Origin of the sequence: Cyanobacterium sp. IPPAS B-1200 (genome assembly GCF_001747005.2) — a bacterium.
Lineage (GTDB): Bacteria > Cyanobacteriota > Cyanobacteriia > Cyanobacteriales > Cyanobacteriaceae > Cyanobacterium.
The window spans coordinates 409914-423573 of record NZ_CP182899.1; the positions used below are offsets into that span (position 1 = coordinate 409914).

The 13660-nt window shown below is 39.4% G+C and carries 14 protein-coding genes and 1 other RNA gene; 5 read left to right on the plus strand and 10 right to left on the minus strand.

Going from position 1 to position 13660, the window contains the following annotated elements:
- Positions 1 to 53 precede the first annotated feature (53 nt).
- Positions 54 to 200, plus strand: coding sequence for a hypothetical protein (locus A5482_RS01760; protein WP_161486824.1), 147 nt, complete (start codon positions 54 to 56; stop codon positions 198 to 200).
- A gap of 55 nt (positions 201 to 255) precedes the next feature.
- Here the strand turns inward: A5482_RS01760 and A5482_RS01765 are convergent, their stop codons facing one another.
- From A5482_RS01765 to A5482_RS01780, 4 genes are all read right to left on the minus strand, one after another.
- Entirely contained in the window at positions 256 to 480 is a 225-nt protein-coding gene (locus tag A5482_RS01765; protein WP_069790077.1) for a type II toxin-antitoxin system HicB family antitoxin, read from the minus strand.
- 64 nt (positions 481 to 544) lie between these two features.
- On the minus strand, positions 545 to 3505 hold the full coding sequence (gene gcvP / locus A5482_RS01770) for an aminomethyl-transferring glycine dehydrogenase (RefSeq protein ID WP_069790078.1): 2961 nt from the start codon (positions 3503 to 3505) through the stop codon (positions 545 to 547).
- 183 nt (positions 3506 to 3688) lie between these two features.
- The gene (locus tag A5482_RS01775) at positions 3689 to 3940 is read right to left on the minus strand and encodes a DUF2283 domain-containing protein (protein WP_069790079.1); all 252 of its coding nucleotides are present in this window, start codon (positions 3938 to 3940) and stop codon (positions 3689 to 3691) included.
- Positions 3937 to 4197 (minus strand): DUF4258 domain-containing protein, encoded by a 261-nt coding sequence (locus A5482_RS01780; RefSeq protein ID WP_069790080.1) that lies wholly within the window; start codon positions 4195 to 4197, stop codon positions 3937 to 3939. Before A5482_RS01780 ends, A5482_RS01775 begins: the two co-directional genes overlap by 4 nt.
- Before the next feature lie 262 nt (positions 4198 to 4459).
- Here A5482_RS01780 and A5482_RS01785 point away from each other — a divergent pair, with 262 nt between their 5' ends.
- Positions 4460 to 5131, plus strand: a complete 672-nt coding sequence (locus tag A5482_RS01785) for a C40 family peptidase (protein ID WP_069790081.1) — start codon at positions 4460 to 4462, stop codon at positions 5129 to 5131.
- A gap of 80 nt (positions 5132 to 5211) precedes the next feature.
- Here A5482_RS01785 and A5482_RS01790 read toward each other — a convergent pair whose 3' ends face one another.
- The 3 genes from A5482_RS01790 to A5482_RS01800 form a co-directional block, all read right to left on the minus strand.
- The gene (locus A5482_RS01790; RefSeq protein ID WP_069790082.1) at positions 5212 to 6801 is read right to left on the minus strand and encodes an NAD(P)H-quinone oxidoreductase subunit 4; all 1590 of its coding nucleotides are present in this window, start codon (positions 6799 to 6801) and stop codon (positions 5212 to 5214) included.
- A gap of 150 nt (positions 6802 to 6951) precedes the next feature.
- Positions 6952 to 7734, minus strand: a complete 783-nt coding sequence (locus tag A5482_RS01795) for a type 1 glutamine amidotransferase (RefSeq protein ID WP_069790083.1) — start codon at positions 7732 to 7734, stop codon at positions 6952 to 6954.
- 97 nt (positions 7735 to 7831) lie between these two features.
- Complete coding sequence (locus A5482_RS01800; RefSeq protein ID WP_069790084.1) at positions 7832 to 8173, minus strand: YkgJ family cysteine cluster protein; 342 nt, start codon at positions 8171 to 8173, stop codon at positions 7832 to 7834.
- 249 nt (positions 8174 to 8422) lie between these two features.
- Here A5482_RS01800 and psb30 point away from each other — a divergent pair, with 249 nt between their 5' ends.
- The gene (gene psb30 / locus A5482_RS01805; RefSeq protein WP_069790085.1) at positions 8423 to 8554 is read left to right on the plus strand and encodes a photosystem II reaction center protein Ycf12/Psb30; all 132 of its coding nucleotides are present in this window, start codon (positions 8423 to 8425) and stop codon (positions 8552 to 8554) included.
- Positions 8555 to 8652: 98 nt separating this feature from the next.
- Positions 8653 to 10170, plus strand: coding sequence for a 4-alpha-glucanotransferase (malQ, locus tag A5482_RS01810; RefSeq protein ID WP_069790086.1), 1518 nt, complete (start codon positions 8653 to 8655; stop codon positions 10168 to 10170).
- A gap of 88 nt (positions 10171 to 10258) precedes the next feature.
- Here malQ and A5482_RS01815 read toward each other — a convergent pair whose 3' ends face one another.
- Positions 10259 to 11014 carry an outer membrane protein gene (locus A5482_RS01815; RefSeq protein WP_069790087.1) on the minus strand — a complete coding sequence of 252 codons (756 nt, stop codon included), beginning with the start codon at positions 11012 to 11014 and terminating at the stop codon, positions 10259 to 10261.
- Positions 11015 to 11179: 165 nt separating this feature from the next.
- The gene (locus tag A5482_RS01820; protein WP_069790088.1) at positions 11180 to 12166 is read right to left on the minus strand and encodes an RNA polymerase sigma factor, RpoD/SigA family; all 987 of its coding nucleotides are present in this window, start codon (positions 12164 to 12166) and stop codon (positions 11180 to 11182) included.
- 469 nt (positions 12167 to 12635) lie between these two features.
- Here A5482_RS01820 and rnpB point away from each other — a divergent pair.
- An RNA gene (gene rnpB, locus A5482_RS01825) (RNase P RNA component class A) lies at positions 12636 to 12998 on the plus strand.
- A 4-nt stretch (positions 12999 to 13002) separates the two neighbouring features.
- Here rnpB and A5482_RS01830 read toward each other — a convergent pair.
- On the minus strand, positions 13003 to 13611 hold the full coding sequence (locus tag A5482_RS01830) for an FHA domain-containing protein (protein WP_069790089.1): 609 nt from the start codon (positions 13609 to 13611) through the stop codon (positions 13003 to 13005).
- Positions 13612 to 13660: the final 49 nt, after the last annotated feature.

Consider the following 13660-nt stretch of genomic DNA (forward strand, 5'->3'; position numbering starts at 1 on the left):
TGACATAATCTGATTATCAGAGAATCCAATAATTTAATATAATTTATTAGGATTTGCTTGGAGATTTTGCAGATTTATCTCTCATTGCTATTTCTGAAAGATTAAAAATAAGTGCGATCGCATTTTTGGATAAGGACTTTAATATTTACAGGCGTTATCGCAAAGATTACTTTAATCGTGTTTTTTATCCTATTAATTGAAAACCCCTTTTATATAACAAAGAATACTTTTTATGTCATAGCATTTATTGTGAATTTAAACCTCCAATAAATTAGCCACACTTGCCTTTGGTAAAGGCTCACCCATCATCTGATGTGCAATAATCAACGACTCTAAAGCCTCCTCTCCATTAGCCACAGCTTCTTGATAAGTATCTCCATGAGTACGCCATTGTTGACCAATAAAATCGGGAAATCCTACTAAAAAACAATTATCTTCATCAGACCATTGAATGATCATTTTATATTTCCATTTATTCATCATTCTTTCGCTATTTCTACTAGCCGAGAACCCCTTCCATAAAAGAAAGGGGATATTTCACATTTTACTTATAATTTTCCATACCAACACAAGAACATACTAAATTGCGATCGCCCCAGGCATTATCAATGCGCCCTACAGCACTCCAAAACTTATGCTCTTTCGTCCAACTATCAGGATAAGCCGCCTCTTCACGGGTGTAAGGATGACTCCAATCAGAAGCAATCAAACTCACCGCAGTATGGGGAGAATTTTTGAGTAGATTATCCTCCATGTCCATCTTACCATCCTCGATCGCCCTTATTTCCTCACGAATAGAAATCATCGCCTCACAAAAACGATCTAACTCAGCCAAAGATTCACTTTCTGTCGGTTCAATCATCATCGTACCATTCACAGGCCAAGACATAGTAGGCGCGTGGAAACCATAATCAATGAGACGTTTTGCCACATCCTGCACCTCAATAGAAGCGGTTTTACGCAACGGACGTAAATCAATAATACACTCATGGGCAACCAAACCCGTTTTACCAGTAAACAAAATCGGATAATAAGACGCAAGACAATGGGCAATATAATTTGCATTCAAAATCGCAATCTTAGTCGCCTCCGTCAAACCCTCAGGTCCCATCATGGCGATATACATCCAAGAAATAGGCAAAATACTGGCACTACCCCAAGGCGCCGCAGAAACCATCCCAATCGACTCTTTTCGCTCAATCCCCCCCTTATTAAGGGGGGTTAGGGGGGATCCATCCGTAGCAGGTAAAAAAGGCACCAAATGCTCCATCACTCCAATAGGCCCTACCCCTGGGCCACCGCCACCATGGGGAATACAAAAAGTTTTATGTAAATTAAGATGACACACATCCGCCCCAAAATCCCCTGGGCGACACAAACCCACCTGCGCATTCATATTCGCGCCATCAAGATATACCTGCCCCCCATAACTGTGGATAATACCGCATATATCCTTAATGCCCTGCTCAAATACCCCATGGGTAGAAGGATAAGTAATCATCAACGCCGAAAGATTTTCCTGATATTTTTCCGCCTTGGTGTTCAAATCCTCAATATCAATATCCCCCTGACTGTCACATTTCACCGGCACCACTTTTAAACCACACATCACCGCACTGGCAGGGTTTGTACCATGGGCAGACTCAGGAATAAGACAAATATTACGATGGCTTTCCCCCAAACTATCATGGTATCTGCGAATCACCTGTAACCCTGCATATTCCCCCTGAGAACCAGCATTAGGCTGGAGAGATATTCCCGCAAACCCTGTTATTTCGCCCAACCATGCCTCTAATTGAGAAAAAAGGACTTGATAACCCTTCGTTTGAGAAACAGGGGCAAATGGATGAATTTGGTTAAATTCTGCCCAAGTTACGGGTAACATTTCCGCCGTAGCGTTTAGCTTCATGGTACAAGAACCGAGGGCAATCATGGAAGTGGTAAGGGATAAATCTTTGCTTTCCAAGCGGTGTAAATACCTTAGTAACTCGGTTTCGGAATGGTATTGATTAAATACGGCTTCGGTGAGATAAGGAGTATTACGCAAAAAGTTGTGAGGTAAATCAAACTTAGAAGTATTTAATTCCTCAACGGTGAAATTAACCTCCCCATTGGGAGCGAAAATTGACCATATTTTCTGCACATCTTCGAGGGTAGTAGTTTCATCAAGGCTAATACCGATAGCACTCTCATCGTAGCGGAAATTAACTTGCCTAGCTTCAGCAGTTTCACGAATAGTATCAACCAACTTTGCATCAGCAAAATTGATGGTAATGGTGTCAAAAATAGAATGACTCCTTAACCGATAATTGAGCCTTTCTAACCCTGCACCTAAAACCTTAGTTAAATCATGGATAGTGGTAGCAATGTTTTTAATACCTTCTTGCCCATGGTAGAGAGCATAGGTAGAAGCAATCACTGCCAACAATACCTGCGCGGTGCAAATATTACTCGTTGCCTTATCACGGCGAATATGTTGCTCTCTGGTTTGTAGTGCTAACCTTAAAGCTGGTTTTCCATGGACATCCTTAGAAACCCCTACAATACGCCCCGGTACTTGTCTTTTATATTGATCCTTCGTGGCAAAATAAGCAGCATGGGGCCCACCATAACCCAATGGTACTCCAAAACGTTGAGTATTTCCCACTGCAATATCAGCATTTAATTCCCCTGGGGATTTTAACAAAGCCAAACTCATCAAATCACAGGCGAGAGTAACTAAGCCTTTTTGTTGGTGGACTTGATCAATTATTTCTTGATAATCATAGATGGTACCGTGGGTAGTAGGATATTGTAACAAAGCCCCGAAAATGGGAGTATTAAAATCAAAATCAGCAAAATCAGCGATAATTAACTCAATATCTAAATATCTAGCTCTAGTTTCAATTACCGCAATGGTTTGGGGATGACAAGTGCGATCGACAAAAAACCTGTTAGACTTATTTTTACATACACCATAACTCATGGTCATAGCTTCCGATGCTGCTGTGCCTTCATCCAACAAAGAAGCATTAGCAATTTCTAAACCCGTCAAATCAATGATCATGGTTTGATAATTCAAAAGTGCTTCTAACCTTCCCTGAGCAATTTCTGGCTGATAGGGAGTATAAGCAGTGTACCAGTTCGGATTTTCTAAAATGTTGCGCTGAATAACTGGGGGAGTAATACAATTACTGTAACCCATGCCGATATAGTTGGTAAATACCTCATTCTCTTGGGCAATTTCCTTTAACTGGGCAAGGGCTTGACTTTCTGAACTAGCAGAAGGTAACTTTAAAGATTGATTGAGGCGAATAGATGGGGGAACAGCTTGATCAATTAGTTGGTCTAAACTATCATAGCCTAGAGCATCCAACATTATCTTCGCACTAGGTTCATCGATGCCGAGGTGACGAGCTTTGAATTGATTATTTTGTCTTAAACTAAGGGAAGATTTAACGTGACTCAAGGTGTCATTCTCCATAGATTCAGAATGACTATTACCGAAATTGTCTAAATCGAGCATGGTTGATGGTAGGGTGATTTACGTTTGAGTTACTTAAGTAAGTAGGCATAATTAAATCGATTTAGGCAAGGGGTTTAAACCCCTTGTTCATAAGAGTCTTAATAAAATAAGAGCTATAATTAATTTCGCCAACCTACTTATTACATATTAACGAAATCTTAACAATTCTTAAACTAAGATTATTTAAACAGTTATAGGACTATTAAAATATTGGGATGCTTCACCGAGCAATTTTTCAGGAAAAGGTAAATCGTTAACAGTCAATCCTTTTTTGGTTATTAAAAATTGAAAATCCAAAACTTCTATGCCAACAATATTATTTTGATCATCATAGTCAATAATAATTTTGCTTGTTTTAGGTTCAGTGCTATGAATTTTACGGTCTATCAGTTTAAAATAAATGGCATCTACTGATGAATCATAGGATACGATCATAATTTGTTCCTCAAATTTCGGTTAAAAAAAAGACTAATGATTCTAGGGGGAGTTGAATTAGCTGATACAATTACCTCCAAAACTCTATTATCAAAATCAACTATTCTTTTATAGTAATGAATTTTATCTCCAGCCTCATCCACTTCAAGTTTAGTTTTATCTGGGTTTTCTATACAATCTATTACCCATAATTCTTTGATTTCACTTCTTTCATTGATTCTACTTAGTGCGTGTTTTGTCCAAAAATAACCACTCATTATTGAACAGAACAGCATAAAGAATATTTAAAGGATAGCCCCCTAACTTATTAACTGACGTTACGCACTCATTTATAAGTTAAGTTTTATCTGTAAATTTTAACAAGAGGCGCGAGGCCCCTTGCCCAACTCCTAGCCCCTTACCCAGCACGTGTACAAACACAATATGAACATCCAACGTTTTTACCATCTTAAACTAATTATATTTTTGCGTAACATCAGTTATTAAAATATAATTCTCAATTATTAATGATTAATTACTATGTTTCTGCCTCCATCTAACACAGGGGAATATGTTTGTTTACAAGATATAAATTTATTTGTTAACTCTAATTGTCAGGAATTGTCCACCCAAGGGGCAAAGGGAAGATATATAAAATTGGTTTCTGATACTCCAGAAAGTGAAGCGGTAAAAGTCTGCTTATGTGAAGATAATTATCAGGGATGGTTGCCTTTATCATCTTTAAAATACTTACAACCTGCCAAGGAAAATTATCAGAAAAAAACCGTTTTTCGTGAATATATTACCCAGAAAATCCCCGTCATTATAGATTTTTGTTTACAAGCCCATCAAGTGCCTAATTATTATCTATGGGGCGGCACTGTAGCACCTAACTATGATTGTTCGGGTTTAATGCAGTCAGCTTTTGCTAGTGAGGGGATATGGTTGCCGAGGGATTCTTATCAACAGGAAGATTTTTGTCAAAAAATTACTAGGGAGAAGTTAGAAAAGGGAGATTTAATTTTCTTTGGTGTAAAAAAAGTTACCCATGTGGCTCTTTATTTAGGGGATAATCGCTATATCCATAGTTCGGGTAAAGATATGGGTAATAATGGCATAGGTATTAATGAATTAAGCAATGATGTTGATCAAGTTAGTCGTAACTATTATCAAGAATTATGGAGTTATGGCAGGGTAATCCAGTCTTTGTAATCATCGAATTCAATTTTTACTCACAAAAAAAAATCCCCTCTCTATTACAGAAAGGGGAAAGAAAACAGATTCAATATCAATTAACGTTCAATTTGGGGCATGGTAGACAAATCAACTTCTGCTACTTTGATGGCAGTTACATGATTTTCCACAATGACAGGTAAAGAAGCCCTTACCTTGGATGCTACTTGCACGGTATCCACATCATAGGTGCTAGTAATTAATTTGGGATATAAACCAATACCGATGATTGGCAGAATCAAGCAAACGGTGATAAATACCTCACGGGGATTGGCATCTACTCCAAAACGGGGCAATTGCAGGGCGTTTTCTTTTTTGCCATAAAATACGACTCTCAACATGGAAAGTAGGTAGATGGGAGTTAGAATTAAGCCCACCCCTGCTAAAACGGTAACAACTACTTTAAAAGTAGAGCTATAAGCATCACTCTGGGCAATACCGAGGAAGATGGATAATTCACTAACAAAACCACTCATGCCGGGTAACGCCAAAGATGCCATGGAGGCGGTGGTGAAGAGGGCAAAGGTTTTGGGCATAAGTTTTGCCATACCACCCATTTCGTCCATCATCAGGGTATGGGTGCGCTCGTAGGCTACCCCTGAGAGATAGAATAAGGCGGCGGCGATTAAACCATGGGAAAGCATTTGTAACATTGCTCCATTCATACCCAAATCAGTGAAGGAGGCGATTCCCACTAAGACAAAGCCCATGTGAGAGATGGAGGAGGAAGCAAGGCGACGCTTAAGGTTGGTTTGTCCAAAGGCAGTAAATGCACCGTAAACGATATTTACCACCCCAAGAATGATTAAAAGAGGGGCAAATTTGATGTGGGCATCGGGTAAAATCTCCATATTGAAGCGAATTAGACCATAACCACCCATTTTTAATAAAACCCCTGCTAAAACCATGGATACGGGTGCAGAAGCCTCGCTATGGGCATCGGGCAACCATGTATGGAATGGAAAAATAGGTAGTTTTACGCCGAAGGCGATGAGGAAACCTGTATAGGCTAAAACTTCTAGGGTTAGAGGGTAATTTTTTAAACCTAATTCGGCAATGTTGAGGGTGAAGGTGTCGCTATAAAACGCCAAGGCTAGTCCTGAAACGAGGATGAAAATAGAAGCCAAGGCGGTGTATAGAATAAATTTGGTGGCGGCGTAGAGGCGTTTTTTACCTCCCCAGATGGAAATTAAGATATAGACGGGAACTAATTCTAATTCCCACATAATGAAGAATAATAGCAAGTCTTGGGCTGCAAATACGCCAATCTGGGCGCTGTAGAGAAGTAATAATAAGAAATAATATAGTTTTGGTTTGTTGTCAACTTTCCATGATGCAAGGATGGATAAAGTGGAGATTAAACCTGATAATACAATGAGGGGCATGGATATGCCGTCGATCGCTAAGGACCAATTTAAACCGATTTGAGGTAGCCATTCATAGGTTTCTTGCATTTGAAATTCACTAGCACCAATGGTGTAGCTTTGGGAAATGCTGTAAACAATCAAGGCAAGGTTTAGTAAGGCAATGGCTAAGGCATAGTTTCTGGTATTTTTGCCGTATTTGTCGGGAATGAAGGGAATGGCGATCGCCCCTATTAATGGTAAAGCTATAATTGCTGTAAGGTACGGAAAATCATAGGTAAACATGATCAATAGTAATTTATACTTATTACACCCCCTATTATATGAAGTTTTGTTACAATTGACAACTAAACTGTCAAGATGTGCTGATGATGAAGTGCAGGGGATAATGCTGATTATTTCCTTTGATGTAAAGGTGAGAAACCGCTGTATTTTTTAACTTTTGATACCTAATTTTTTGAGGATAGCTTTTCTACCTTGGTGAGCGAGGGTATCATCAAGGGTAGTTAGGGTAATGGTTTCTTGATATTTTTGCTCGATCGCCCTTATAATTAACCAGTCTGCTAAGAAAGGATTTTTAGGCAATAAAGGACCATGGGCATAAGTGGCGATCGCACTTTTGTAAAAAGCCCCCTCAAAACCATCCTCCCCATTATTACCATAACCACTCAACACCTTCCCCAAGGGCGACACATCCCCCAAATAAGTCCTACCACCATGGTTCTCAAAACCTACCACCATAGGAGATTCCCCCCCCATCATCTTTTTAATATCATCCGCCAAAGGATTACCCACCAACTCAAAAGCCACATTACCAATGCAACGTTGGACATTTTGCCCAGGGTGTTTTGTCACCAAATCCAAAATACCTAAACCCTCAATCCTTTCCCCCAAAGCAGGTTCATAATATTTACCCAACAATTGAGGTGAACCGCAAGTAAACACTCCAGGGATACCAGAATGTAACTTTTCCTTAATTATTTCTGCCTTTTTCCCTTGTAAATCACGCATGACAATTTCCTGTTGTCTATCCTGCGCCCCTCCCCCTACCACCAAATCAAACTTTTCAAAGCTAGTTATATCAGCCCCTTGATCCAGGGGTAAAATATTTACATCCAAATTACGCCATTGACAACGTCTCTGAATACAAATCACATTGCCGCGATCGCCATAGGTACTCATAAGATTAGGATATAACCAACCGATATTTAATTCCATAGTCAGGGAGCCTTGATAGTTAATTAATGATTAAAGTAGCATTTTATCCCGAAACGTGAACCAAACAGATACCTCATCAATCATCTTTGTGTCTCAACTATCCAGCCACATAAGCCTCTAATTCCTCACTAGGATTCCCATAAACCCCCTCAATTTGTTGAACACAACAATCAATGGCAAAATCATTAAACTCCTCCTCCTCAATGCCAAACATTTCTAAAAAAGTTTCAGGCTTAACCCGACAAAAACTAGGTCTATCCTCATAAATTGTACACTTTCTCATATCATGATCGTAATTGATACACCAACCATTTTCCCCCACCATACTCATATATAGCTCCAAATTTTCAGGACTCAAATAAGAATCCAAATCAGGACGCTCCCTAGGATCTAAATTACAACAAGCACCACAACCTTCCATACAACGCCATTTGCCCATAACAAAACCTCGTAACAAAACTTAATAGATTTTCTTGGAATTACCACCATCGAGGGCAACCTTTCCTAGTATGATATATTTTGTCAGTATAAAAAATAAAAAAAGCTGATTTGACCCTCAAAAGAGTATTAAAACGTCAGATCCAAAGACATTCATTCATAACTCCATTTTATATCAAGAGATTATGGTTTAATACCAAAAAGGCACAATCAGTATCATAAATAATAATTTAACTACTTAGGAGCAAATATGGACTTTATCACAAACTTTTTTAGTAACGTTGACTTTGAAGTAATCTTACAGCTAACCTCCGTTGGTTTAATTCTCATCGCAGGACCTGTAATTGTTTTTATTCTCTATGCCCTAAGAGGAGACTTATAAAAAATACTGCCATTCAGCTTTCAGTAATCGTGCTGATAGCTGAATAAACTTATCCCCTTTGCTAAGATAAAATCGTACAAAACAACTAACTAGAACTCATGTTTGATCGTCGCTCCAGTGGAATCTTACTCCATCCTACCTCATTACCTAGTCCTTACGGTATCGGAGATCTTGGAGGGGGAGCTTATGGTTTTATCGATTTTCTTCATAGCAGTGATCAACAAGTATGGCAGATATTACCCTTAGGCCCCACAGGAAGCGGTAATTCCCCCTATCTATCCTACTCTGCATTAGCGGGTAATCCTCTCCTCATCAGCCTTGATATTCTCTATGGAGATGGTTTATTAACAGAAGAAGATATAAGCCAAGTCCAAGCAAAATTTAAGCACATCAACCCCTCCAGAATTGATTATCACCTAGTAACAGAGACAAAATTCCCTCTCCTCAGAAAAGCCTTTGATACCTTCGGGGAAAGAGAAGAAGATGAATATAAACAAGAATTTGATCAGTTTTGCCATGACTATAGTTACTGGTTAGAAAACTACTCCTTATTTATGGCCCTAAAAGAATCTCATAACGGTGCCGCTTGGTTTCAGTGGGAAAAAGACATCGCTAAAAGAGAGCCAGAAGCCATTAAAAGATGGCAACTAAAGCTAGGGGATGAAATGTTTTATCATAAATTCTTACAGTTTAGCTTCTTCCGCCAATGGTGCAGCTTAAAAAATTATGCCAATGAAAGAGGTATCCAAATATTTGGAGATATTCCCATTTATGTAGCCCATGATAGTGTGGATGTATGGGCAAATCAAAGTATTTTTTGCCTAGATGAAAAAACAGGAGCCGCCGCATCCATGGCAGGGGTACCACCCGATTATTTTAGTGAAACCGGGCAACTATGGGGAAATCCGGTCTATAATTGGGAGGCCTTAGAAAAGACTAATTTTGCTTGGTGGGTACAGAGAATTAAGGGAATGTTAGAGTATGTAGATATTATGCGTATTGATCATTTCCGTGGCTTTGAATCCTTTTGGGCTGTGCCAGAAGGGGAAACCACCGCTATGAATGGAGAGTGGGTAAAAGCCAAAGGAGAGGAATTTTTTACCATCCTTAAAAAGGAATTGGGTACATTGCCCATTGTGGCAGAAGACTTAGGGGTAATTACTCCAGAAGTAGAAGCCCTACGGGATAAGTTTAAATTTCCAGGTATGAAAATACTTCATTTTGCCTTTGATTCTGATCGGGCAAATGGTTTTCTACCGTTTAATTATAATAACCGCAACTGCGTCGTTTACACAGGAACCCATGATAATGATACTACCGTAGGTTGGTTTGAAAAACGTTCTTTTGACGCTCGTAAGCAAGTGGTAGACTACATAGGAGGCATTTGTGATGAAGGTATCCATTGGAGCTTAATTCGTCTTGCTCTAGCTTCGGTGGCTGATATGGCTATTTTCCCCGTACAGGATTTATTGGGCTTAGGTACCAATTCTAAGATGAATACCCCAGGCACAGTGGACGACAATTGGAGTTGGCGCTACCATGAGCATGACTTAACAGAGGATGTGGGGCAATATCTTCAGTATTTCACATATCTCTATGGTAGAAAACCCATATAGAAGTTTTTATGAAAACTCTAGCTTAGATAATAAGGGGAATGACAGGGCATCCTATGGTGCGGAGAGAATCGCACCTAAACCCCGCCCCTTAAAATTTATAATGAACCCCTAATTCAGTGGATAAGTAATTGGAGTTGCCCCCAGAAACGTTTAGGTATCTTAGCTGGGCAAAAGCAGAAGTATTCGTATTAAATTCATACCCTACCCCTCCTTTCACCTCAAAACTAAATGAGGTATCTTCACTGTCGATGGCTGGTTGAACTAAGTTATTATTTAAGTCAAAAGTTGCGGGGGCTGTGACAGATGAGCGAGTAAATCCAACTCCGGCTGTACCAAAATAGTTCCAATTATTACTACCTTCAAATGCTGCGCTATAACGGGCGCTGGCGATTACGGAAAGAATATTGGCATCACCCACACGGCCATCTAAATCTGAACCTGCGTATAATAATCCTAATTCTCCTCCTATGTTGGGGGTAAATTGATAACCGATATAACCAGCAGGCCCAAAACCAGTATCTAAAAGTCCATCGCTAGGAAAAAATACTCCTAAACTTGCTCCTGCGTACCAGTTATCGAAGGAAATAGAATTCTCATCACTATTTTGGGCAATTTTTGATTCTTCAGGGGTATTATTAAAAATGGTGGTATTGGAAGAATTCATTTCAAAACTTTGAAGGACTGTGGAAGAGGTTGAAACGGTATAAAATTCTTCGGTGGACAGGAAAACACTTGATTCAAGATTATTATCATTATCAGGGAAGGTGTTTTCTGAAGCAGTCCCGGGCATAGCGATTGAAAGTAAACTAGCACAAGAGACTAAATATAATAATGTCTTGTTCATTTTCTTGCTCCTCGTTGTTTTATAGTTTCATGGTAACTAAATATTTTTATTAATTACGGTAGTTGTAAATAATTGTATCTAACACAAAAAACCAGACTATGGCTTGCATTGTGTTCCATAATCTGGTTTGTTGTCTTTGAGGAGAAAATTTGCTAATGCTAATTGTTAACTTGTGACAATATATTCTCTGACGCTACCTCGTTTTTTCCGAAGATGGGCAAGGGCTTGTTGTTCTAGTTGACGCACTCTTTCTCGACTGATTCCCATTCTCTGACCAATTTTGGCGAGGGATAATTCTTTGCCGTCTTCTAAGCCAAAGCGTAGTCTGACTACTTGCTGTTGTTGGGGGGTTAATTCCCCTAGAAGTTTGTGCAAGTCTTGACGCATCAATTCTTGGGTGATGTACTTGTCGGGGGATAGTCCTTCGTCTTCTAAAAGTTCAGATAATTCGGTATCTTGGTTGTCTCCTACTTTGACATCGAGGGAGATGGGTTGACGGGCTATACTGAAGTATTCTCTGATTTGGGACGGTTCTAAGTCAAGGGCGTTGGCAATTTCACTTTGATTAGGGCTTCTGCCTAATTTCTGAGATAATTCTCGCTGAGTTTTCTTGATCTTGTTTAATTTTTCGGTAATATGAATGGGTAAACGGATAGTTCTAGCTTGTTGTGCGATCGCCCTTGTAATGGCTTGACGAATCCACCAGTAAGCATAGGTAGAGAATTTAAAACCTTTGGTGGGGTCAAATTTTTCGACACCTCTTTCTAAACCGAGACTACCTTCTTGGATTAAGTCCAAAAATTCCATATTTCTTTTTTGGTACTTTTTGGCGATCGCCACTACCAAACGTAAATTCGCCTCAATCATTTTTTGTTTAGCGCGTTTACCCTGATGAATAAGCTTTTTCAACTCTGCAGGGCTTTTTTCCGTAGCCTCTGCCCACTCCTCTAAAGTTGGCTCATGGTCAAGTTTTTCTGCTAATTCTTCTTTTTGGGCATACAAAGACATCATCTCTTGCACTTGCTTCCCAAAAACAATTTCTTGCTCATGACTCAGAAGGGGGACTTTTCCGATTTCTTGTAAATAGGTACGCACCATATCTACAGTGTTAATTTTTTTCTTGTCCATTCCGTTTAATTTGGCAGTGGGCATAGGGCTTCTCTTCTCCTAACTTCAAGCGCAATTTTTTTGTGATAGGATTGTTAAGGTAAAACAGATCCTTTTATTGTTTTTGGATTTTCCGAGGAATCTCCAAAGAGCGTCTATTTTTTATATTACTGTTTTTATAGACTCTGGTTTGTAAAAAAAAGTTCACTATTGTAAATTTTTTTCTCTAAAATCTCGTTTATGGGTACTGAGGCTCAAGAAATGTTTACAAAAATATAACAATTTGTTAACTACTACTTTATATGATGACTTATTCTGAGTTACTATTAAAGTTTTTTTCTTGAGTAATTACCGAACGTTAATTTTCGGTTCTCTTTTCTCCCTATAACTATTTTTCCCACTTAAACAGGAAAATACTCAGTTCCTCTGAACTATATAAAATATTCATACTTCCAGATTCAACATCAAATAAATACCAATTAGTTGGTTAGCAGTGATAAAATATATATCACAGAGAGTTGGTGAGGTAGTTGCAAGTTAAAGTTTTCCTGTGAATTTAGCTTGAGGAAAGTCCGGACTTCCGAAAGATCAGACTTGCTGGGTAATGCCCAGTGCGTGCGAGCGTGAGGATAGTGCCACAGAAATATACCGCCTTTTGATAAAGGTAAGGGTGCAAAGGTGCGGTAAGAGCGCACCAGCAGTATCGAGAGGTACTGGCTCGGTAAACCCCGGTTGGAAGCAAGGTCGGAGGAATGAAGGTTGATCTTTTTCCTATTCCGCTTCTGGTGTACCGCTTGAGGTGTTTGGTAACAGGCACCCCAGATAGATAACTACCCCCGATGAGGGAACAGAATCCGGCTTACGTCCAACTCTCTGTTTTCTTAACCCATTTGAAAAATAAAGGTTACTTTATCTTCTTTACCGAGAGCAATGCGATCGCCATTACTCAAACGATGACGATTACCCTTCCCCAGAGGAACATGATTAACATAAGTACCATTGGCACTGCCCGTATCCTCCAGAAAATAAGATCCATTTTCCTGACAAATATCCGCATGAATGCGGGAAACAATCTGAGAATTAGGGAAACCCGACACATCAATATCAGGGGGGACCGTTTCATTTACCTTACCAATATGAATGACAGGCAAATCAGAAGCTAACTCAATGGTGGTATTAGTTTGTACATGGAGAAGATTAGCCGAAGGGGTTTGCAATAGAGTTTCTTGCACCACAGGATTTTCCGCCCTAGCAGGGGAAGCCTTAGCCTCATCAGTCGCTCCTACGTCCATATTATCCATGGTATCACCTCCACCCCCATAGGTTAAACTAAAACCACACTCACCACAAAAAGTGGCATTGGGAGGTACATCAGCTTCGCAGTTAGGGCATTTTGTCACCGTAGCCCCATCCCCTAAAGGAGTAAAACAAAGTTCACAAACAGTTGCCCCGTCAGGGTTTTCATATTGGCAATTAGGACAGGTAATCATTGTTATGTATAAATTAAAAAGTATTTAGGTTATTATAATTCGGTGTTAT